Genomic DNA, 21,042 nt, shown 5'->3' with positions numbered 1-21,042 from the left:
TTATTGGCTGGAAACGGAAGACGATTGGCCATCTGGCCGGGCGCTGGCGGCCGGCGCGGGCAGGAAGAACATCAGCAGCGCCACCAGCAGATAAATCAGATAGGCGCCGAGGGTGCTGATGGTCGGCGCATCCTGATAACCGAACATGCCGGCTAGCACCGAGCCCAATGGGCCGTCCATCGGCAGCGTCGCGCTGAAATCGAACAGCACGGTTTGCAGGTGATTCCACACGCCCGCTTCATGCAGGGCCTGCACCGAGTTGGCGAGGATCCCGGCGGCGACCACGAGGATGAACAGCCCGGTCCACTTGAAGAACGCCGACAGGTTCAGGCGCATGCTGCCGCTGTAGATCAGGAAGCCGACGACGATCGCCAGCACCAGACCGAGCAGGGCACCGATCGGTGCGCCCGGACCTTCGCTCTGCTGGAACACCGCGAGCAGGAAAAACACGGTTTCCAGACCTTCGCGGGCCACGGCGAAAAACACCATGGCGATCAGCGCGATCACCTGGTGCCTTGAAGAAGTCAGGGCGTGATCCAGCGAGGCCTGCAGCGAATGCTTGATCGAACGCGCGACCTTGCGCATCCAGAACACCATCGAACTGAGGATGCCCACGGCCACCAGCCCGACCACGCCTTCGAACAGCTCTTGCTGCTTCTGCGGGAATTCGGCGCTGACCAGCTCCAGACCACCACCGACCAGCAACGCCAGCGCGGCGGCGAGAAACACACCAATCCACACCGCCGGCATCCATTGGCCACGGCCGGTCTGTTGCAGGTAACTGGCGATGATGCCAACGATCAGCGCGGCTTCAATGCCTTCACGCAGCATGATCAGAAAGGGAACGAGCATTGCGGCAACCACTGGGTCATGAAAGAGTTACAAGTTGTAACATAATGACAACCATTCTCACATGACAATCATTGACATAAACCTGAACGCAAGCTGAACAACCCAAATGTTTGCTTCACACAGATCCCAGTGGGAGCGGGCTTGCTCGCGAAGGCGGCGTGTCAGTCGATAAGGATGTTGCTGACACATCGCCTTCGCGAGCAAGCCCGCTCCCACGGGGAATTCGTGCTGAGTTCGAGTCCTGCGTTAAGATGCCCGTCATCGAAAAACAACAAGGTCTGCCTCGCTCCATGTCGGAAAAAGACACCATCGCCATTCAGCTGGTGCGTGAAGCGCTGCTGCAAAGTTGTGCCCCGGGCGTGGCCACGGCAGAGGTCTTGAACAAGGTCGGCATCGATCCGGCGTTGCTGCACAGCGCGGTCGGCCGGGTGCCCGCCGCGCAATACGCGAAACTCTGGCGTTTGCTGGCCCGGCGCGGTGACGACGAGTTCTTCGGCATGGACCCGCGTCAGCTCAAATCCGGCAGTCTCGAATTCCTGTGTCGTAGCGCCATGGCCCAGCCGACCCTGGCTGCCGGCTTGAACATCGGCCTGAATTTCCTTTCGCTGATGCTGGAAAAAATGCCCGCGCAACTGCTGCATCAGCAGAGTCTTGCGGAAATCGTCCTGCTCGAAGACGACCCCGAGCCGCGCCGCGCCTTCACCTATTTCACCTACTGGATGATTGTCCACGGCGTGGCCTGCTGGCTGGCCGGGCGGCGGATTCCGATTCTGGCGATCGAACTGCGTTGCGCCGAGCCGGATTTCTGCGACGACTACCGGGTGATGTTCTCGGAAAACCTGCGTTTCGGGCGCCCACGCACGCGGATGATCTTCGCCGCCGACTGCCTCGACCTGCCGATCAAGCGCAGCGCCGAAGAACTGAAGCGCTTTCTCGCCCATGCGCCGGCAAACATTCTGGTGAAATATCGCGACCCGCAAAGCCTGGCCAGCCGCATCAAGCACGACCTGCGGCAGTTACATGCCGAACAGTGGCCGGAAACCGAGGCCTTGGCGCAGCAGTTGTGCATGTCCGCCTCGACCCTGCGCCGGCGCTTGTCGGAAGAAGGCCAGACCTATCAAGGCCTCAAGGACAGCGTGCGCAAGGAACTGGCGATCACCTGGCTGGCCGAGCCGTCGATCAGCTTCGTCGAGATCGCCACGCGGTTGGGATTTGCTGACGCGAGTTCGTTCTACAAGGCGTTTCGCAAGTGGTCGGGATCGAATCCGGGCCACTATCGCACCCTGATCCTCAACGAGGTTGTCTGAATGGGCCTCTTCGCGAGCAAGCCCGCTCCCACATTGAAATGCATCCCCCTGTGGGAGCGGGCTTGCTCGCGAAGAGGTCAGCCCACGCAGCAAAAAACTTGAACCTTGGCCAAACCAATCAGCCAGATTGACAGCTTTGACCATTGCCCCAACCCCACCGCAGCGCGACTATCCCCCTGTTGTTTACGGTTCCCAGCCTAATAAAAACACCGAGGGATTCTGGCAATGCGCGATTACTTGTCCGCCACCGAACAGTTCAACTATCAGCACACCGTCGACGCTGCGCTGAGCGGCACGCTGCAGGCGCTCAACGCCTGTGTCGAATGCTGCGACCGTCACGCCTTGCCGGGGCGTATCGCGCTGTTCTGGGAGGGTCGCGACGGCGCCAGTGCGACGTACACCTTCAGTGAGCTGCAGGACAAAGCCGCGCGTTTCGCCAATTTCCTGCTCGCCCAAGGCGTACAGAAGGGCGACAGAGTCGCCGGGCTGCTGCCGCGCAACATCGAATTGCTGATCACCGTGTTCGCCACCTGGCGCATCGGCGCGGTGTATCAACCGCTGTTCACCGCGTTCGGCCCCAAGGCCATCGAACATCGCCTGAACAGTTCCGGCGCGAAAGTGGTGGTCAGCGATGCCACCAACCGGCCGAAACTCGCCGAAGTCGCCGACTGCCCGACCGTGGTCACCGTCGGCGGCGCCAAAGGCCAGGGCATTGTCCGTGGCGATTTCAGTTTCTGGGCCGAACTGGCCAACCATTCCAGCGTATGTGAACCGGTTCTGCTGAGCGGCGAAGACCCGTTCCTGCTGATGTTCACTTCGGGCACCACCGGCCCGTCGAAAGCGCTGGCGGTGCCGCTCAAGGCCATCGTCGCCTTTCAGAGCTACACCCGCGACGCGGTGGATCTGCGCCCCGAAGACGCGTTCTGGAACGTCGCCGATCCGGGCTGGGCCTACGGCATCTATTTCGGCGTCACCGGGCCGATGGCCATGGGGCATCCGATCACCTTCTACGATGGCCCGTTCACCCTCGAAAGCACCTGCCGGGTGATCAACAAGTACGGCATCACCAACCTGACAGGCTCGCCGACCACGTATCGCCTGTTGATTGCCGGCGGCAACGAATTCGCCAGGTCGATCAAGGGCAAGCTGCGCATCGTCAGCAGCGCCGGCGAGCCGCTGAACCCGGAAGTGATTCGCTGGTTCGCCGACAACCTCGGCGTGGTCATTCACGACCATTACGGCCAGACCGAACTGGGCATGGTCCTCTGCAACCACCACGGCCTTGAGCACCCGATTCATCTGGGTGCCGCCGGTTTCGCCTCGCCCGGCCATCGCATCGTAGTGCTCGACGAGCAGTACAACGAACTCGGCGTCGGCCAGCCGGGGATTCTCGCCATCGACCGCACGCAGTCGCCGATGTGCTGGTTCGGCGGTTACCAGGGCGGGCCGACCAAAGCCTTCGTCGGCAACTATTACCTGAGCGGCGACACCGTGGAGTGGAACCCGGACGGCAGCATCAGCTTCGTCGGCCGCAGCGATGACGTGATCACCACCTCGGGCTATCGCGTCGGCCCGTTCGACGTCGAAAGCGCGCTGATCGAGCACCCGGCGGTGGTCGAGGCGGCGGTGGTCGGCAAGCCCGATCCGGAGCGCACCGAGCTGGTCAAGGCCTTCGTCGTGCTCAACCCGCAATACCGCGCCGAGCCGGCGCTGGCCGAAGAATTGCGCCAGCACGTGCGCAAGCGTCTGGCCGCGCATTCGTACCCGCGGGAAATCGAATTTGTCAGCGAATTGCCGAAAACCCCAAGCGGCAAATTGCAGCGCTTTATCTTGCGCAACCAGGAAATCGCCAAGGCTCAAGAGGCCGCGGCGCACAACGTTTCAGCTTGAATCAGGAAGTCAGTCATGCAGATCGAGAACAAGGTTTTTATCGTCACCGGCGGCGCCTCCGGCCTGGGTGCGGCCACCGCTGAATTGTTGGTCAGCGCCGGCGCCAAAGTGATGCTGGTGGACATGAACGCCGAAGCCGTCGCCGCCCAGGCGCAGCGCCTCGGCGCGCAGAGCGTGGTCGCCGACATCAGCAACGAAACCGCCGCCGAGGCCGCCGTACAAGCCACGGTCAACGCTTTTGGCAGCCTCAACGGTCTGGTCAACTGCGCCGGCATCGTGCGCGGCGAGAAGATCCTCGGCAAGAACGGTCCGCATGCGCTGTCCAGTTTTGCCCAGGTGATCAACGTCAACCTGATCGGCAGCTTCAACATGCTGCGTCTGGCTGCTGCAGCGATTGCCGAAGCCGAGGCGAACGGTGATGGCGAACGTGGGGTGATCATCAACACCGCCTCGGTGGCAGCGTTCGACGGCCAGATTGGCCAGGCCGCGTATTCCGCCTCGAAAGGCGCGATCGCCAGCCTGACCCTGCCGGCCGCCCGTGAACTGGCGCGCTTCGGCATCCGGGTGATGACCATTGCTCCGGGCATCTTCGAAACGCCAATGATGGCCGGTATGACCCCGGAGGTCCGCGAGTCGCTGGCCGCCGGCGTGCCGTTCCCGCCGCGTCTGGGCAAACCCGCCGAATATGCCGCGCTGGTTCGGCATATCATCGAAAACAGCATGCTCAACGGTGAGGTGATCCGTCTCGACGGCGCCTTGCGCATGGCCGCCAAGTAAGGAGGATTTGTCATGAGTATTGCCAACGATCCGATTGTTATCGTCAGCGCCGTACGCACGCCAATGGGCGGCTTTCAGGGCGAACTGAAAAGCCTCACCGCGCCGCAACTCGGCGCCGCCGCGATCAAGGCAGCAGTGGAACGCGCAGGCGTTGCCAGCGACGCGGTCGACGAAGTGTTGTTCGGTTGCGTACTGCCCGCCGGCCTTGGCCAGGCGCCAGCGCGGCAAGCGGCATTGGGTGCCGGTCTGGATAAATCCACCCGTTGCACCACGGTCAACAAGATGTGCGGCTCGGGCATGGAAACCACCATTCTCGCCCACGACATGCTGCTGGCCGGCAGCGCCGAGGTGGTGATCGCCGGCGGCATGGAAAGCATGTCCAATTCGCCGTACCTGCTGGACCGCGCCCGCGCCGGTTACCGCATGGGCCATGGCCGGGTGCTCGACTCGATGTTCCTCGACGGCCTCGAAGACGCCTACGACAAGGGCCGCCTGATGGGCACCTTTGCCGAAGATTGCGCCGAAACCAACGGCTTCAGCCGCGAAGCGCAAGACGCGTTCGCCATCGCCTCGACCACCCGCGCGCAGCAGGCAATCAAGGACGGCAGCTTCAAGGCCGAAATTGTCCCGCTGAGCGTGACTGTTGGCAAAGAGCAGGTGCTGATCAGCAACGACGAACAGCCGCCGAAAGCCAAACTGGACAAGGTCGCCTCGTTGAAACCGGCGTTCCGCGACGGCGGCACGGTGACGGCGGCCAACTCCAGCTCGATCTCCGATGGCGCGGCAGCATTGGTGCTGATGCGCAAGTCGCAGGCACAGAAACTTGGTCTGAAACCACTGGCGGTGATTCACGGGCATGCGGCGTTTGCCGACACACCGGGTCTGTTCCCGGTGGCGCCGATTGGTGCGATCAACAAGCTGCTGAAGAAAACTGGCTGGTCGCTCGGTGATGTGGATCTGTTCGAGATCAACGAAGCATTCGCCGTGGTGGCGATGGCGGCCATGAAGCATCTGGACATCCCCCACGACAAGCTCAACGTGCATGGCGGCGCCTGCGCGCTGGGCCATCCGATCGGCGCCTCGGGCGCGCGGATTCTGGTGACCTTGCTTTCGGCCCTGCGCCAGAAAGGCTTGAAACGCGGGATCGCGGCGATCTGCATTGGCGGCGGTGAAGCCACGGCGATGGCTGTGGAATGCCTCTATTAGTGCTGACACTTAGCCCTGTGGGAGCGGGCTTGCTCGCGAATGCGATGGGTCATCCAACCTGGATGTCGGCAGACACGACGCATTCGCGAGCAAGCCCGCTCCCACAGGTATTGTGGCGTTATCAAGATTTTAAGGATTGACCATGATTCCCAACGATGACCAAACCCAGATCCGCGACATGGCCCGGCAGTTTGCCGAGGAACGCCTGAAACCGTTCGCCGCCGAGTGGGATCGCGAGCACCGCTTCCCCAAGCAAGCCATTGGCGAGATGGCCGAGCTGGGTTTTTTCGGCATGCTGGTGCCGGAGCAGTGGGGCGGCTGTGACACCGGTTACCTGGCTTACGCCATGGCCCTGGAAGAAATCGCCGCCGGCGATGGCGCCTGCTCGACCATCATGAGCGTGCACAACTCGGTGGGTTGCGTGCCGATCCTCAAGTTCGGCAACGACGATCAGCGCGAACGTTTTCTCAAGCCGCTGGCCAGCGGCGCGATGCTCGGCGCCTTTGCCCTGACCGAGCCGCAGGCCGGCTCCGACGCGAGCAGCCTGAAAACCCGCGCACGGCTGGAAGGCGATCACTACGTGCTCAACGGCTGCAAACAGTTCATTACCTCCGGGCAGAACGCCGGGGTCGTCATCGTGTTTGCGGTGACCGATCCGAGTGCCGGCAAGCGCGGGATCAGCGCGTTTATCGTGCCCACCGATTCGCCGGGCTACACAGTCGCGCGGGTCGAAGACAAGCTCGGCCAGCACGCCTCGGACACCTGCCAGATCCTCTTTGAAGACGTGAAAGTGCCGGTCGCCAACCGCTTGGGCGAAGAGGGCGAGGGCTACAGGATCGCCCTGGCCAACCTCGAAGGCGGGCGCGTCGGCATCGCCTCGCAAGCAGTGGGCATGGCCCGCGCCGCGTTTGAGGCGGCGCGCGATTACGCCCGTGAGCGCGACACCTTTGGCAAACCGATCATCGAGCACCAGGCCGTGGCCTTCCGCCTCGCCGACATGGCCACGCAGATCGCCGTCGCCCGGCAAATGGTGCATTACGCCGCGGCCTTGCGGGACAGCGGTCAGCCGGCGCTGGTCGAGGCGTCGATGGCCAAACTGTTCGCCTCGGAAATGGCCGAGAAGGTCTGCTCGATGGCGTTGCAGACGCTGGGCGGTTACGGTTACCTCAACGACTTCCCGCTGGAACGCATCTACCGCGACGTGCGCGTGTGCCAGATCTACGAAGGCACCAGCGACATTCAGCGCATGGTCATCTCAAGAAACCTTTAAACCCCTGTAGGAGCTGCCGCAGGCTGCGATCTTTTGATTGATCGTTCCCACGCTCTGCGTGGGAACGCCTCAAGGGACGCTCCGCGTTCCATTTGGAAGACAAGATCAAAAGATCGCAGCCTGCGGCAGCTCCTACAGAGGCAAGTATGTATTCAGGAGTTTTATATGAGCTACGAAACGATTCTGCTGGAACACCACGACCGCGTCGGCCTGATCACCCTGAACCGCCCGCAGGCGCTGAACGCGCTGAATGCGCAACTGGTCAGCGAAGTGAACCATGCGCTTGATGCTCTGGAAGCCGATGCGAACATCGGTTGCATCGTCATCACCGGTTCGAAAAAAGCCTTCGCTGCCGGTGCCGACATCAAGGAAATGGCCGAGCTGACCTATCCGCAGATCTACATGGATGATCTGTTCAGCGACAGCGACCGTGTGGCCAACCGGCGCAAACCGATCATCGCCGCGGTCAACGGCTTCGCCCTCGGTGGCGGCTGCGAACTGGCGCTGATGTGCGACTTCATTCTGGCCGGCGATAACGCCAGGTTCGGCCAACCGGAAATCAACCTCGGCGTACTCCCGGGCATGGGCGGCACCCAGCGCCTGACCCGCGCGGTGGGCAAGGCCAAGGCCATGGAAATGTGCCTGAGCGGGCGGATGATCGATGCGGTGGAGGCCGAGCGTTGCGGCATCGTCGCGCGGATCGTGCCGAGCGATGAATTGCTCGATGAGGCGCTCAAAGTCGCCGCGGTGATTGCCAGCAAGTCGCTGCCGATTGCGATGATGGTCAAGGAAAGCGTCAATCGTGCGTTCGAGGTCAACCTGACCGAAGGTGTGCGTTTTGAACGCCGGGTGTTCCATGCGGCGTTTGCCACCCAGGATCAGAAGGAAGGGATGGCGGCGTTTGTGGCCAAGCGGGCGCCGGAGTTCAAAGGCAAATAGCGGTTCGGGGGAGTCTGCCGGTTTTGCAGTGTGGCTGAAACCAACCCCCTCACCCCAACCCTCTCCCCCAAGGGGGAGAGGGGGAAAGGGAGCCGATCTTCATGCGCTTCAAATCCTGCGTTCGACTCGATTTTTCAGGTCGATGTATTGCGCATATTCACCACGGTCGGTTCCCTCTCCCTCCGGAGTGATGGGGAAAGGGAGCCGATCTTCATGCGCTTCAAATCCTGCGTTCGACTCGATTTTTCAGGTCGATGTATTGCGCCCATTCACCACGGTCGGTTCCCTCTCCCTCCGGGAGAGGGCTAGGGTGAGGGGAAGGGGCCGACACCGTCACAACTGGTAGTTCTTCAACTCCCGCGCAATCACCATCCGCTGAATCTCGCTCGAACCTTCATAAATCTGGGTAATCCGCGCATCACGGTAGTGTTTCTCGACCGGGTAATCCTCCAGATACCCATAACCGCCATGGATCTGAATCGCCGAGGAGCAGACCTTCTCGGCCATCTCCGAAGCGAACAGTTTGGCCTGCGAAGCCTCCGACAAACACGGTTTACCCGCTGTGCGCAGGCGCGCCGCATGCAGGATCATCAGGCGCGCCGCGTTGATTTGCAGGTGCATGTCGGCCAGCAGGTTGGCGATGCTCTGGTGTTCATTGATCGGCTTGCCGAACTGGATGCGATCGCGGGAATACGCCAGCGCCGCTTCAAACGCCGCGCGGGCGATACCCAAAGCCTGGGCGGCGATGCCGATGCGCCCGCCTTCGAGATTGGACAGGGCAATCGCCAGGCCCTTGCCGCGTTCGCCGAGCAGATTGGCTTCGGGAATGCTGCAGTTGTTCAGCGTCACCGCGCAGGTATCGGAGGCGCGAATGCCCATCTTGTGTTCGGTTCGGTCGACGATAAATCCCGGGGTATCAGTCGGCACCAGGAACGCGGAAATGCCTTTCTTGCCCAGATCCGGATCGGTCACCGCAAATACGATCGCCAGTTTCGCTCGTTTGCCGTTGCTGACAAATTGCTTGGCGCCGTTGATCACCCACTGACCATCGCGCAGTTCGGCGCGGGTGCGCAGGTTGTGCGCTTCGGAGCCGGCCTGTGGTTCGGTCAGGCAGAAGCAGCCAATCACCTGACCGCTGGCAAGGTCGGCCAGCCAGGTCTGTTTCTGCGCTTCGCTGCCGTAATTCATCACCGGCCCGCAGCCCACCGAGTTGTGGATGCTCATGAACGCGCCAGTCGCGCCGTCGCCGGCAGAAATCTCTTCGACCGCCAGTGCGTACGCGACGTAGTCGACGTAAGTGCCACCCCATTCTTCCGGCACGACCATGCCGAGCAGGCCCAGCTCGCCCATCTTCGCCACCAGCGCGTCGTCGATCCAGCCGGCCTTTTCCCAGGCTTGCGCATGGGGTGCGATTTCGCCACGGGCAAAGTCGCGGGCCATGTCGCGGATCATCACTTGTTCTTCAGTCAATTCGAGATCGTGCATGACTCAGCTCCCGCTCTCATCAAAGCCGTGAAAGAAACTCGCGACGTGCCCGGCGTCCAGCGCAGCGAGGGTCGGCGGGTTCCAGCGTGGTGTCTTGTCTTTGTCGATCAGCAGGGCGCGTACGCCTTCGATCAGGTCGCCGCGTTCGAACCATTGGCGATCCAGATGCAGTTCCAGGGCGAAGCACTGTTCCAGACTCAAGTGACGACCACGACGGAGCATTTCCAGAGTCACGGCCATGGCCAGCGGTGAGCGGCTTTCCAGCAGGTCGGCAGTGGCAAGCGCCCATTCGTGGCTGTCGGCGACGGTCACCGCGCGCAGTTGTTCGACCATGCTCGGCACATCCGGCAGGGCGAAGAAGTGGTCGATGGCCGGGCGCAGTTTCTGCAGCGGCGCGTCGGCCAGGGTTTGCACACCGTTTTTCGCCAGCAGGCTTTGCAGGTCCTTGAGTGGGGTGTCGTGCCACTGCAGACGATCGAGTTGCTCATCGAGGCTCGGCAGTTTGCTGCTGTCGACAAACCAGTCGGCCAGCCCGCAATACAGTGCATCGGCCGCGCGAATCTGCACGCCGCTGACGCCCAGATAGATACCCAGCTCACCGGGGATCCGCGACAGGAAATAGCTGCCGCCGACATCCGGGAAATAACCAATGGCCACTTCCGGCATCGCCAGACGGCTCTTCTCGGTGACCACGCGCAGATCCGCGCCTTGCACCAGACCCATGCCGCCACCGAGGACGAAACCGTCCATCAAGGCCAGCACCGGTTTGCGGTAGTGATGAATTGTCAGGTCGAGGGCGTATTCCTCGACGAAGAAATCTTCGTGCAGCGTCTCGCCGCTTTTGAAGCTGTCGTACAGCGAACGAATGTCGCCGCCGGCACAGAAGGCTTTTTCGCCGGCACCGCGCAACACCACGGCACGCACGCTGGGGTCAGTGGCCCAGGCGTCGAGTTGCTGCTGCAACTGGCGCACCATGTCGAGGGTGATTGCATTGAGCCCGGCGGGGCGGTTGAGGGTCAGGTGACCGATGTGATTGCGAACCTCGGCCAGCACTTCGTGTTGCGTGGCATCCATGGACGGCGTCCGCGGGGATGAAGCCTGAGCAGTCATCACTAACTCCCTGCTTTTATTGTCTTTATTCGAGTGGCTCGCGCACGAGCGTTGATGGATCGTAACAGTGCAAATTTGCCGTGTACAACGGGGATATGTGCAGGGGGAGTTTGCGTTTTTGCCTTAAGAAAAAATCGCTGTGGGCTTGTGTAGGAGCTGCCGCAGGCTGCGATCTTTTGATCTTTAAAATCAACATCAAAAGATCGCAGCCTGCGGCAGCTCCTACAGGGGCCGGTGTCAGGAGAAGACCTGGCTGATGCTGCGCCGTTTGGCGTGCAGTTCACTGGCATGGATCAGTTGCTCAAGGTCTTCAGGGGTGACGTCGATAAACGCCTCCATGTCGGCCAATCCCAGCTTCAGATCCTCGGCGGTGATTGACTGACTGTCGACCGGAACTATCGAAGGCGCCGGCTCGGCCGGGCGTTTTGGATAGCGGATACGGGTCAGGTTGTTGTAGGCCAAGGCACTGAGCAACATGCACGCGGCGGCGAGCATTACCGGCTCCAGAGCTTTCCAGTCCAGAGCGATGGTCGCCGGGTCGGCCAACACCAGCGTCAGCGCGAGCGCGCCGGCCGGTGGGTGCAGGCAACGCAGCCAGCACATCAGAATCAACGCCATGCCTGCCGCCAGACACGCACTGCCCAGTGTTCGTCCCAGCACGTGGGCCACCAACAGCGCGACGACACTGGCGCACAGGTAGCCGCCGATGATCGACCACGGTTGCGCGAGTGCGCCGGAGGACACGGCAAAGAGCAGCACTGCCGAGGCGCCCAATGGGCCGATCAGGTGATAGGCGACATCATGGCCGAACACCTGACTGCACGCCCAGACGCTGAACAGCGTGCCCAGCGCCATGCCGATGGCAGCACGGCTCCATTCGGTGGGGCGGGTATTGATGGCGGCGGGCAACCAGCGAGCGAGCATGCGAATCGGCTCCTTACGGCAAATTTCGGGCAAAAAAAAGGACTCGTCCGTTTCGGAAAGTCCTCGAAGCGTTCCAACTATTGGGGGAGGAACGCGCACAGTGTGCCGTGCAAACCCGATGCTGACAAATTCATATTAATGCTGCTTCAGTGCATTATTTTTGAACCGAAGCAGCTCGCCTACCGCTCATGAAGCACAAAAAGCCCCCCATCGCGGTTAATGCACTCAGCGCATAGAACATCGTCGGTGCCGGGCTGTGCATCAGCAGGAAGCCGCAGATGACCGGACTCAACGCGCCGCCCAGCGCCGCCAGATTCTGCGCTCCGTAATAGCTGCCGCGCAGCTCTTCTGGCGCCAGGGTATCGACGAACAAAAACTCCGAGGGATAAATGATCATTTCGCCCAAGGTGAAAATGAACATCGCGACACACCAGCCGAGCAGGCTGTTGGCCAGACTGAAACCGATCAGACCGAGGATGAACAGGCTGGTGCCGGCAGCGATCCAGTAGCGCAATTTCTCGCGACTGAGGAAGCGGCCGATCTGGTATTGCAGGAGGATCACCGTGATCGCGTTGCAGGCGAGCAGGGCGGCCATGGTCTGCAGGGCGCTTCGCGAATCTTCGATCACCAGCAGGTATTGCGACAGATACAGGGTGAAGCGCCCGTGCACCACGGTACTGAGCAGGCAGCCGCAGGTGAACATGATCAGCGTGCGGTCGTTCTTCAGGGTGATCAGGGTTTTCAGGAAGCTTTGCGGTTGGCCGATGGTGGTCACCGGATCGGCAGCCTTGGGAATCCCGCTCATCAGGAACACGCTGCCAAAGGCTATCGCGGCGGCGATCAGGAACGGCGCAATCGGATAGAACCCGGCAATCACCACACCGAGCATCGGCCCGGTGGCATAACCGATATTGGTCAGTGTGTAGCGCAGGGAAAACGCCTTGGCCCGCTGACTCATCGGCAGGTTTTCACTGAGGATCGCCTTGGAGCCTATCAGAAACAACGCCGACGCGGTTTCGGTGATGATCAGGGTGACGGTGGTCAGGTAAAGATTCTGGGCGAAGGTCAGCAGGACAAATCCCACCGCGCTGGACAGCATGGCGAGAATCAGCAACCGACGCTTTTCCAGGCGATCAATGATATAGCCGCCATAAAGCGCGAGCAGGGTGGCGATGAACACCGCGATGCCCAGCAGCAGGCCGACGTCCTGCTGGTTCAGGCCGAGTTTATTGCTCAGGAACAGCGTGAGCAGCGGACTGGTGATCGCGCGGCTGACCACAATGGTCAGCGAGACAATCATCAGCCGGCGGATGACGAGCGAGTATTGAGTCACGGTGATTCGAATATCCTTATTTCCACAGTTTTACCGTCCGTGTCCGCTTAAGCGCGGGGCCACGGCACTTGCGTCATGGCCGATAGCTGCGGTAATGCCGCTCGTACACCGCCGCCGGGTGGTCCGCCGATACGCAGTGCCCGCGTTGCTTCCACCAGTCTGCCACTTCTGCGCCCGTTGCGATCCATACGTCTTCCTGTTGCTTGATGCCCTGCAGCAATTCGCGCAACACACCGATCCGCCCCGGGGTGGCGATGATTTCCGGGTGCAGGCGCAGCACATAGCACAAGCCGAAACGGTGGAACCCGGCAAAGTCCATTTGCAGATTGTCCAGCGTGTGGCTGTAGGAGGCGATCCGCGATTGCGCCGGCGGTACCGCCGGGCTGAGGTTGAAGGCGAAGTACGGCTCGTCTTCCAGCTCGTAGTGCAGCGGCAGCTCAATGACTTGCGCAGCCGTCGGATGAGCGAACGGCAAGTCGTCGCCGCGCCATGACGATGACCAGTGGATACCGTGTTCGTGTAAGGCTTCGATGAACCCTGGGGCGCCATTACCGGCCGGAACGCGAAAACCGCTCGGACGTTCGCCAGTCAGCGCCTGGAGCGCGGCGATGCCTTTGGCGACTTCGGCAGTTTGCGCTGCCAGGTCAAGGCTGTCGTAGTTCTGATGCCGATAGCCGGCGCACGCTATTTCATGGCCGGCAGCCTGGATCGCGGCAATGTGCCGCGGGTTTTCTTCGGCGACGATACCGGGGACGAACCAACTGCTGATCACTCCCAGTTCGCTGAATAATCCCAGCAAGCGCTCGACACCGCGCTGCGTGCCGTAGCGCCACACAGAGAGTGTCTTGTCACGTCCGGCAACCTCCGGGGCCTGGGTCAGGATGCCGTGGATGTCGTTGTAATCGACGGTCACGACAACCGCACAGCGTTTACCATCGGGCCACACCTGATGGGGAAAAGCAGCTGAATCAGCCATGGTGATGCTCCTTCAGCCACCAACGGGCGACGTCGCGGCAAGTGGCGAACCACACGTCATCGCGTTGACGCATGTGTTCGAAGAGTTGTTCCAGCAACAGAATGCGCCCTGGTTTGCCGATGATTTTCGGATGGAACAGGGTGGTCAGGCACAGACCTTCATCCATGGCGCCGTCGTATTCACGCTGCCAGTTGTCGAGGGTCAGTGCGTAGCTGGCCGTACGATCCAGTCCGCAAGGGAAGTTCGGTGCCCGGGTGTAGGCGAGGGAGGCATAGTCATCCATTTCCCAGCGGCCGGGGATTTCCACCAGCGGTGTGCTGTGACCGGGGACGTTGACCAGATACGGGCGATCATCGCCGCGCATGCTGCTCGAATAGATGACCCCGGCGTCAGCGAGCATCGCCGGGGTTTCTGCACGCCAGTCGCCGGACGGGGTGCGAAAACCTTCGGCGCGGATGTGCAGGTGCTGCCAGAACACCTCCCGGGATTTCGCCATCACTGCCTGCTGTTGGTCCAGCGTCAGGGCGTAGAAGGATTCGTGTTTGTAGCCGTGATAGGCCACCTCATGCCCGCGCTCGACAATCGCCTGGCATTGTTGCGGCCAGTTTTCCACGACCCAGGCCGGGACGAAGAACGTGGCTGGAATAGAGAACGCGTCGAGCAGGTCAAGCAGTCGCGGCAGCGCCCGGTAAGGGCCGTAGCCACCAAAGCCGAAATATTCCGGTTTGTGCCAGATCGAACCATCGAGCATCGCATCGCCGGTCGGGCCGTCGAGGTCGAAAGCCAGGGCTAGGCAGGCTTTGTGTGGTCCGGGCCAGGTGGGTTGTTGAAGGGCGGACATTGTTGTGACGCTCCGGGGTTTGGTCAGTTGGATCGTGGGCGTTGATCAGATCGAGCCCTCACCCCAGCCCTCTCCCGGAGGGAGAGGGAGCCGATCGGGGTGTTCTTCAGGGTTACATCGACCTGAAAAATCGAGTCGAACTCAGGTTCTGAAAAGCCAAGTCGGACTCCGGCTTTGAACAGCACGCAAATCGGCTCCCTTCCCCCTCGCCCCCTTGGGGGAGAGGGTTGGGGTGAGGGGGAAAAGCGATCTCGAGCCTTACTTGCCCGCGTTAATGGTCACATCCTTGATCGCACCCAGCTCCAGATCCCACTTCTTCAGAATCGCGTTATAGCTGCCGTCATCCACCATGCTCTGCAACGCTACCTTCACCGCCTCACTCAGCTCAGGTTTTTTCTTGCTCACGCCCAGACCGGTGAACTGCACGGAGATCGGCTGGCCGACGGTCTTGTACATGTCCTTTTCCTGGGTCTTGAGGTACGACAGCGTTTCGCTGCCCTGCATGGCGGCGTCGATGCGGCTCTGGCGCAGCTGTGCACGGGCGTCGGCCGAGCCTTCGGTGCCGATCACGTTAATCGCCGGTTTGCCCGCCGCTTCACAGTTGGCCTTGCTCCACGCGGCGATTTCCGCCGGGAACGTGGTCCGGCGGCTGGTGCCGACTTTTTTGCCGCACAGGTCGATGATCTCGTTGGTCGCGGTGTTTTTCTGCAGGGTGTAGAACTGCGGGCCGCTGGTGAAGTAGTCGACGAAGGTCACGCTGGCTTGCCGCTCGGCGGTGTCGGTCATGCCCGACAAAACCATATCGACGCGGTCGGTGGTCAGCGCATTGATCATCTGTTCGAAACCGGTTTCCTGCCACTTGATCTTCACCCCCAGACGCTCGGCCAGGGCGTTGCCCAGGTCATAGTCCAGACCGGTGAGGGTGTTGGTGGCCGGGTCCTTGAAATCCATCGGCGGATAGTTCGGCATGATCGCCACGACGATCTCGCCTTTTTCCTTGATGCCGGCCGGGAGTTGCGCAGCCACGGCAAAACCGCAGGACAGGACGCTTGCGAGTACAGCGGGGATAACAACATTCTTCATGGTCGTTCTCTTATGAGTGTTGTGGCACCAATCGGTGCTTAGGTTCGAACGGCAGAAATGAAGCTTTGGGTGCGCGGATTTTGCGGACTTATTAGTATTTCTTCGGGGCTTCCAGCCTCCACGATCTGCCCGCCATCCATGAAAACCATGCGATTGGAAACCTCGCGGGCAAAGCCCAGTTCATGGGTAACGACGATCATGGTCATACCGGTCTGCGCCAGATCGCGCATCACCGACAGCACCTCACCGACCAGTTCCGGGTCGAGTGCCGAAGTGGGTTCATCGAACAGCATCAGCGTCGGGCGCATGGCCAGCGCCCGGGCGATGGCGACACGTTGCTGCTGACCGCCCGAGAGTTCGATCGGGTAGCTGTCGCGCTTGTCGGCCAGGCCAACACGGGCCAGCAATTCCAGGGCTTCTTCGTGCGCCTCCTTGGGGGAGCGTTTGAGCACCTGGCACGGACCTTCAATGATGTTTTGCAATACCGTCATGTGCGGGAACAGGTTGAAACGCTGGAACACCATGCCAGTGGCCAGGCGCTGACGGGCGATCTGCGACTCGTTGAGTTCGTGCAGTTTGTTGCCGACCACCCGGTAGCCGACCAGTTCGCCATCGACCCACAGGCCGCCCTTGTCGATCTTTTCCAACTGATTGACGCAGCGCAGCAGGGTACTTTTGCCAGAGCCGGACGGGCCGATGATGCACAGCACTTCACCTTGCTCGACCTCGATATTGATGTCCTTGAGCGCGTGGTACTGGTCGTAATACTTGTTCAGGCTGACGGCCTTGACGATGCTTCTCATGTTCGACTCCTCAAGAACGCTTGCCGGCGCCGCGAGCGAAACGACGCTCCAGACGGCTTTGACCGAAGGACAGCACAGTGACGGTGGCCAGGTACCAGATCCCGGCGACAATCAGCAGCTCCATCACGCGGGCGTTGGCGTAGTAAATGTTCTGGGCGTTGTAGAGCAGTTCCGAGTACTGGATCACGCTCGCCAGCGAGGTCATCTTGACCATGCCGATGAATTCGTTGCCGACCGGCGGAATGATGATGCGCATGGCCTGCGGCAGGATGATCCGGCGCAGGGCTTGCAGACGCGGCATGCCGATCGACTTGGCCGCTTCGTATTGCCCGGTATCCACCGACAGCAGGCCGGCGCGCACCACTTCGGCGGTGTAGGCGCCCTGGTTGATACTCAAACCGAGCAGCGCCGCGACGAATGGGGTCATCAGGCTCACGGTGTCGAGTTCAAACAGGCCGGGAATGCCGATGGTGGGAAAAATCAGCGCCAGGTTGAACCACAACAGCAGCTGCAGAATCAGCGGCGTACCGCGAAACAGCCAGGTGTAGGTCAGCGCCACGTAACGCAGGATCGGGTTGGCTGACATGCGCATGATGGCAGTGATCACCCCGAACACGATGCCCAGCGCCATGGCCAGGACGGCCATGATGATGGTGTTGAACAGGCCCCACATGATCGCCTGGGAGGTCAGGAACTGGCCGATGTAAGACCATTCGATCTTGCCTTCGGCGAAGGCGCGGACCAGGCCGATGAGCGCAATGACGATCACGCTGGCGAAGAAGATCCGCCCGTAATAACGGCGTGGCACATGCTGGTACTGGGTGATATCGAACTGGTTTTCCGCCAGTTTGCGCTCCGCCTGGAGTCGTTCTGCCTGAGTCTGGCTCATGGTGTTTCTCCGAACTGTACTTTCAATCCAACACAAGACCCTGTGGGAGCTGGCTTGCCAGCGATTGCGGTGGGTCAGCTCCCACAGATATCAGCGTCGTGTCTTAGAGGCGCAAGCCCTGATAGTTTTCCGTCCACTGCTGTTGCGTGGCGAGGGCGGTTTTCAAGCGGCCGATCTGCTCGCGCACCTGTTGCGGCGCGGTACCGCCCCAGCCGCTGCGCGCGGCAATGGCCGCTTCCAGCGTCAGGCTGTGACGGACATCGGCGGTCAGGCGCGGATCGATCTCGGCCAGCAGCGCCGGCGAGGCTTCCCACAATTCGATGGCGTGTTTCTCGCAGGCCTGCACCAGCGCCCCGGTGATTTCGTGGGCCTCCTTGAACGGTACGCCGCGCACTGCCAGCCAGTCGGCGACCTCGGTGGCCAGGGTGAAACCGAGAGGCGCCTGACGACGCAGCTCTTCAACATTGACAGTCATGGTCGCGACCATTCCGGCCATTGCCGGCAGCACCAGCAGCAGGGTGTCGACGCTGTCGAGGACGCCGTGTTTGTCTTCGCTCAGGTCGCGGTTGTACGACAGCGGCAGCGACTTGAGCGTCGAAAGCAGGCCGGTCAGGTTGCCGATCAACCGCCCGGCCTTGCCCCTCGTCAGTTCGGCGATGTCGGGGTTTTTCTTCTGCGGCATGATCGAGCTGCCGGTGGCGTAGGCATCGTCCAGATCGACCCAGCGGAACTGGCGCGACGACCACAGGCAAAATTCTTCGGCCAGCCGTGAGAGGTTGATCCCGAGCATGCTGGCGATAAACAGGAATTCGGCGACGTGATCGCGGCTGGCGACGGCGTCGATGGAGTTTTCGCAAACCCCGGCATAACCCATTTCCCGGGCCGATAGCTGCGGCTGACGGGCGATGGCGGAACCGGCCATGGCGGCAGCGCCCAGTGGCGACAGCGAAGTACGGGCATCCCAGTCCATAAGCCGGTGCACGTCACGCAACATCGATTGCGCATGGGCCAGCAGGTGATGGGCAAAGACGATCGGCTGCGCTTGCTGCAAGTGGGTGAAACCGGGGCAGATGCTGTCGATGTGTTGTTCGGCCTGATCCACCAACGCTTGTTGCAGCGCCAGAACCTCCACGGCCAGGGTGCGTACATGGTCACGCAGGAACAGACGCAGGTCGTTGGCCGTCTGGTCGTTGCGCGAACGCCCGGCGCGCAGCTTGCCGCCCAAGGCGCCGAGGCGCTCGGTCAGCAGCCTTTCGATGAAGGTGTGAACGTCTTCGTCGTCCAGCGTCGGGCTGATGCTGCCAGCACGGAAGTCGGCACCGATGGCGTCCAGCGCAGCGAGCATGGTCCGGGTTTCCTGCTCGCTGAGCAGACCGGCACGCTGCAGCTCTCCAGCATGCGCCCTGGAACCGGCCAAGTCATACGGCGTGAGGCGGAAATAGCGCTCGGGGCAACGGGACAGCGCCGCCAGGGCTGCGGACGGGCCGCTTTTGAAACGAGCGCCCCAGAGACGGTCGGTGGCTTGAGACATTTGTTGTTTTCCTCGTCGGTAACGCGAACTGAAATCGGTGTGCATGACCTGCGACATCGGCTGAAAAATCAGCTGACGGATTCAGGCCAAAGCAGTTTTCAAGAGGGCAGTTGCAATGTCGCGAGAGCTGATCGAAGTGTCAGCTTTTAATGTTTGGCGATCAGTGGTTTGGCACTGATGTCGGAATTTTTGGGGTTGTTGCCAAGCCGTGTTTTCTGTGGTCATTATTATTAGTCGGCGATGTTTTTGTTGTTGGACACAGATTGTTGAACATTGCGCCAGAGGTAAATCAGCATTATGGAAACCCCACTTTCCAATTCCGGAAACCCACCGCTCAAAACCGTTCAGCGCGCACCGCTGGCCCTCAGCGGACTGGACTTCAAGCTGCTCAAGGTTTTCAAGGCGGTGGTTGAGGCGGGAGGCTTCAGCGCGGCGCAGAACGAGCTGAACGTGGGCCTTGCAGCCATCAGCAAGCAGATATCCGACCTCGAGATCCGCATCGGAATGCGCTTGTGCACCCGTGGCCGCGAGGGCTTTCACCTGACTGAAGAAGGGCGCCTGGTGTATCAGGCGTCGATTGATTTATTTGCCTCTGTCGACAACTTTCGTGACCGGCTTAGTTCTGCGCAAAACGAACTTATTGGCGACCTGGGTGTTGGCGTTATTGATAATACGATCAGCGATCCCAATTCGCCGTTAGTTGCCGCACTGAAGAAACTTAATGAAGAATCGCCAAAGGTCAGATTTCAACTTCAGGCCGCACAGCTGGATGAGGTTGAAAGGGGAGTGGTAGAGGGAAGATTAGTTGCCGGCATTGTTCCGGTTTATCAACGGCGCGAAGAATTCGATTATTACCCGCTGTATGAGGAACGCTCGCACGTCTATTGCGCTGTCGGGCATCCGCTTTTTGCCCTGCCCGACGCGCAAATGGGCGCTGATGTGCTGCAGGATTACGAGTGCATCAATCACCGCTACGCAATCCATCGCGACAAACTCGACTACGCGCGCTATGACAGTTTTTCCGCATCTGCCACTCAGGTCGAGGCCGTGGCTTTGCTGATCAAGACCGGTCGTTTCGTGGGCTTTCTCCCCGAGCATTACGCCGCTGCGCTGGTCGCGGCCGGGCAGTTTCGAGCGGTGCTGCCACAGCGAATACAGATCGTTACGCCGTTCCATCTGATCCTGCGCCACAACACCGTGCGCAGTCCCTTGGTCAAAGCCTTCGCGCAGGCGTTGGGGGTCGATCTCAAGGCCGCGGTGTGAGTTCCAGGCTCATGGCGCAGCGTCGCGCAGCGGGGAATCCGAGGGCGACTTCATTGTTCATCGCCTCGCGCAAGTGTCTCGGTATTTTTTGCGGGCTTAACAGACAAAACCCCATGCGTTGATAAAACGGTGCGTTCCACGGCAGATCAGAAAATGTTGTCAGCGTGACGGCGCGAAGTTGCTGCCGGGCAGCGTAGTCAATTGCCGTCAAGAGTAACTTGCGACCGGTCCCCAGGCCCTGAAAGTGTTGACTGACTGACAGTTCCTCGATGTGCAGTTGGTTGTCGATTTGTACTGCCCGCAGAAAACCGTGCAGTGGCTGATCAACGTGTTCGGCTACCCACACCAGAGCGCTGCTGATCGCCTGCAAATGCTGTTCGGCGCCGAGTACGGGCGCATCGGCCAGCCAGGCGAGGGCAGGGTCTGCACGAAACAGCTCGGCGGCCGAACGTTCGATGGCGGGGAGGGCGCGGGCATCACTCTGGCGCGCCCGGCGGACAACAAAACTCATGGTCACCCAATCCTTGCAGGCTGCGATCTTGTTCCTGAAAGCTCAGAAGATC

Annotated in this window: 19 protein-coding genes; 7 read left to right on the top strand and 12 right to left on the bottom strand. The window is 61.0% G+C overall.

Translation table 11 applies throughout. The features are described from left to right. Positions 1-852: an iron uptake transporter permease EfeU gene (gene efeU / locus ACXR0M_RS16805; RefSeq protein WP_458832922.1), complete on the bottom strand. Its 852-nt coding sequence runs from the start codon at positions 850-852 to the stop codon at positions 1-3. Between the two features lie 290 nt (positions 853-1,142). Between efeU and ACXR0M_RS16800 the strand changes: the two genes are divergently transcribed. From ACXR0M_RS16800 to ACXR0M_RS16775, 6 genes are all read left to right on the top strand, one after another. Continuing rightward, positions 1,143-2,159, top strand: a complete 1,017-nt coding sequence (locus ACXR0M_RS16800) for an AraC family transcriptional regulator (RefSeq protein ID WP_458832921.1) — start codon at positions 1,143-1,145, stop codon at positions 2,157-2,159. Between the two features lie 225 nt (positions 2,160-2,384). Further along, positions 2,385-4,049, top strand: a complete 1,665-nt coding sequence (locus ACXR0M_RS16795) for an AMP-binding protein (protein WP_458832920.1) — start codon at positions 2,385-2,387, stop codon at positions 4,047-4,049. Between the two features lie 15 nt (positions 4,050-4,064). Beyond that, on the top strand, positions 4,065-4,826 hold the full coding sequence (locus ACXR0M_RS16790; RefSeq protein WP_458832919.1) for an SDR family NAD(P)-dependent oxidoreductase: 762 nt from the start codon (positions 4,065-4,067) through the stop codon (positions 4,824-4,826). Between the two features lie 12 nt (positions 4,827-4,838). After that, on the top strand, positions 4,839-6,032 hold the full coding sequence (locus tag ACXR0M_RS16785) for an acetyl-CoA C-acyltransferase (protein ID WP_458832918.1): 1,194 nt from the start codon (positions 4,839-4,841) through the stop codon (positions 6,030-6,032). Between the two features lie 142 nt (positions 6,033-6,174). After that, the gene (locus ACXR0M_RS16780; protein WP_458832917.1) at positions 6,175-7,302 is read left to right on the top strand and encodes an acyl-CoA dehydrogenase; all 1,128 of its coding nucleotides are present in this window, start codon (positions 6,175-6,177) and stop codon (positions 7,300-7,302) included. A gap of 165 nt (positions 7,303-7,467) precedes the next feature. Next, positions 7,468-8,241: an enoyl-CoA hydratase gene (locus ACXR0M_RS16775; RefSeq protein ID WP_458832916.1), complete on the top strand. Its 774-nt coding sequence runs from the start codon at positions 7,468-7,470 to the stop codon at positions 8,239-8,241. A gap of 333 nt (positions 8,242-8,574) precedes the next feature. Here the strand turns inward: ACXR0M_RS16775 and ACXR0M_RS16770 are convergent, their stop codons facing one another. The 10 genes from ACXR0M_RS16770 to argH all read right to left on the bottom strand — a co-directional run bounded on the left by ACXR0M_RS16770 (position 8,575) and on the right by argH (position 19,216). Then, positions 8,575-9,726, bottom strand: coding sequence for an acyl-CoA dehydrogenase family protein (locus ACXR0M_RS16770; RefSeq protein ID WP_458832915.1), 1,152 nt, complete (start codon positions 9,724-9,726; stop codon positions 8,575-8,577). 3 nt (positions 9,727-9,729) lie between these two features. Beyond that, positions 9,730-10,836 carry an enoyl-CoA hydratase/isomerase family protein gene (locus tag ACXR0M_RS16765; RefSeq protein WP_458832914.1) on the bottom strand — a complete coding sequence of 369 codons (1,107 nt, stop codon included), beginning with the start codon at positions 10,834-10,836 and terminating at the stop codon, positions 9,730-9,732. Positions 10,837-11,073: 237 nt separating this feature from the next. Next, the gene (locus ACXR0M_RS16760; RefSeq protein ID WP_458832913.1) at positions 11,074-11,760 is read right to left on the bottom strand and encodes an HPP family protein; all 687 of its coding nucleotides are present in this window, start codon (positions 11,758-11,760) and stop codon (positions 11,074-11,076) included. Positions 11,761-11,914: 154 nt separating this feature from the next. Further along, the gene (locus ACXR0M_RS16755; protein ID WP_458832912.1) at positions 11,915-13,093 is read right to left on the bottom strand and encodes an MFS transporter; all 1,179 of its coding nucleotides are present in this window, start codon (positions 13,091-13,093) and stop codon (positions 11,915-11,917) included. Between the two features lie 73 nt (positions 13,094-13,166). Beyond that, a complete protein-coding gene (locus ACXR0M_RS16750; protein ID WP_458832911.1) occupies positions 13,167-14,069 on the bottom strand; it encodes a polysaccharide deacetylase family protein in 903 nt (300 codons plus the stop codon). Further along, positions 14,062-14,910 carry a polysaccharide deacetylase family protein gene (locus tag ACXR0M_RS16745; protein WP_458832910.1) on the bottom strand — a complete coding sequence of 283 codons (849 nt, stop codon included), beginning with the start codon at positions 14,908-14,910 and terminating at the stop codon, positions 14,062-14,064. The genes ACXR0M_RS16750 and ACXR0M_RS16745 overlap by 8 nt, the downstream gene beginning before the upstream one ends. Before the next feature lie 258 nt (positions 14,911-15,168). Beyond that, positions 15,169-15,993, bottom strand: coding sequence for an ABC transporter substrate-binding protein (locus tag ACXR0M_RS16740; protein ID WP_458832909.1), 825 nt, complete (start codon positions 15,991-15,993; stop codon positions 15,169-15,171). 38 nt (positions 15,994-16,031) lie between these two features. Beyond that, the gene (locus ACXR0M_RS16735; protein WP_458832908.1) at positions 16,032-16,796 is read right to left on the bottom strand and encodes an amino acid ABC transporter ATP-binding protein; all 765 of its coding nucleotides are present in this window, start codon (positions 16,794-16,796) and stop codon (positions 16,032-16,034) included. A gap of 10 nt (positions 16,797-16,806) precedes the next feature. Continuing rightward, positions 16,807-17,685 carry an amino acid ABC transporter permease gene (locus ACXR0M_RS16730; protein WP_458832907.1) on the bottom strand — a complete coding sequence of 293 codons (879 nt, stop codon included), beginning with the start codon at positions 17,683-17,685 and terminating at the stop codon, positions 16,807-16,809. A gap of 103 nt (positions 17,686-17,788) precedes the next feature. Further along, positions 17,789-19,216, bottom strand: coding sequence for an argininosuccinate lyase (gene argH / locus ACXR0M_RS16725; protein WP_458832906.1), 1,428 nt, complete (start codon positions 19,214-19,216; stop codon positions 17,789-17,791). Between the two features lie 297 nt (positions 19,217-19,513). On the opposite strand from argH, the gene ACXR0M_RS16720 reads away from it, so the two are divergent. Further along, positions 19,514-20,479 carry a LysR family transcriptional regulator gene (locus ACXR0M_RS16720; RefSeq protein WP_458832905.1) on the top strand — a complete coding sequence of 322 codons (966 nt, stop codon included), beginning with the start codon at positions 19,514-19,516 and terminating at the stop codon, positions 20,477-20,479. On the opposite strand, the gene ACXR0M_RS16715 is transcribed toward ACXR0M_RS16720, so the two are convergent. Continuing rightward, positions 20,463-20,990, bottom strand: a complete 528-nt coding sequence (locus tag ACXR0M_RS16715; protein WP_458832980.1) for a GNAT family N-acetyltransferase — start codon at positions 20,988-20,990, stop codon at positions 20,463-20,465. The two genes, ACXR0M_RS16720 and ACXR0M_RS16715, sit on opposite strands and share 17 nt — an antisense overlap. Between the last annotated feature and the right edge of the window lie 52 nt (positions 20,991-21,042).

This window comes from Pseudomonas sp. Eth.TT006, from assembly GCF_054456575.1.
This window is presented reverse-complemented; position numbering and strand designations above follow the sequence as displayed.

Bases quoted from the DNA above. Each gene is read 5' to 3' on its own strand.
- efeU (WP_458832922.1), bottom strand. From the start codon at position 852: ATGCTCGTTCCCTTTCTGATCATGCTGCGTGAAGGCATTGAAGCCGCG.
- ACXR0M_RS16800 (WP_458832921.1), top strand. From the start codon at position 1,143: ATGTCGGAAAAAGACACCATCGCCATTCAGCTGGTGCGTGAAGCGCTG.
- ACXR0M_RS16795 (WP_458832920.1), top strand. From the start codon at position 2,385: ATGCGCGATTACTTGTCCGCCACCGAACAGTTCAACTATCAGCACACC.
- ACXR0M_RS16790 (WP_458832919.1), top strand. From the start codon at position 4,065: ATGCAGATCGAGAACAAGGTTTTTATCGTCACCGGCGGCGCCTCCGGC.
- ACXR0M_RS16785 (WP_458832918.1), top strand. From the start codon at position 4,839: ATGAGTATTGCCAACGATCCGATTGTTATCGTCAGCGCCGTACGCACG.
- ACXR0M_RS16780 (WP_458832917.1), top strand. From the start codon at position 6,175: ATGATTCCCAACGATGACCAAACCCAGATCCGCGACATGGCCCGGCAG.
- ACXR0M_RS16775 (WP_458832916.1), top strand. From the start codon at position 7,468: ATGAGCTACGAAACGATTCTGCTGGAACACCACGACCGCGTCGGCCTG.
- ACXR0M_RS16770 (WP_458832915.1), bottom strand. From the start codon at position 9,726: ATGCACGATCTCGAATTGACTGAAGAACAAGTGATGATCCGCGACATG.
- ACXR0M_RS16765 (WP_458832914.1), bottom strand. From the start codon at position 10,836: ATGACTGCTCAGGCTTCATCCCCGCGGACGCCGTCCATGGATGCCACG.
- ACXR0M_RS16760 (WP_458832913.1), bottom strand. From the start codon at position 11,760: ATGCTCGCTCGCTGGTTGCCCGCCGCCATCAATACCCGCCCCACCGAA.
- ACXR0M_RS16750 (WP_458832911.1), bottom strand. From the start codon at position 14,069: ATGGCTGATTCAGCTGCTTTTCCCCATCAGGTGTGGCCCGATGGTAAA.
- ACXR0M_RS16745 (WP_458832910.1), bottom strand. From the start codon at position 14,910: ATGTCCGCCCTTCAACAACCCACCTGGCCCGGACCACACAAAGCCTGC.
- ACXR0M_RS16740 (WP_458832909.1), bottom strand. From the start codon at position 15,993: ATGAAGAATGTTGTTATCCCCGCTGTACTCGCAAGCGTCCTGTCCTGC.
- ACXR0M_RS16735 (WP_458832908.1), bottom strand. From the start codon at position 16,796: ATGAGAAGCATCGTCAAGGCCGTCAGCCTGAACAAGTATTACGACCAG.
- ACXR0M_RS16730 (WP_458832907.1), bottom strand. From the start codon at position 17,685: ATGAGCCAGACTCAGGCAGAACGACTCCAGGCGGAGCGCAAACTGGCG.
- argH (WP_458832906.1), bottom strand. From the start codon at position 19,216: ATGTCTCAAGCCACCGACCGTCTCTGGGGCGCTCGTTTCAAAAGCGGC.
- ACXR0M_RS16720 (WP_458832905.1), top strand. From the start codon at position 19,514: ATGGAAACCCCACTTTCCAATTCCGGAAACCCACCGCTCAAAACCGTT.
- ACXR0M_RS16715 (WP_458832980.1), bottom strand. From the start codon at position 20,990: ATGAGTTTTGTTGTCCGCCGGGCGCGCCAGAGTGATGCCCGCGCCCTC.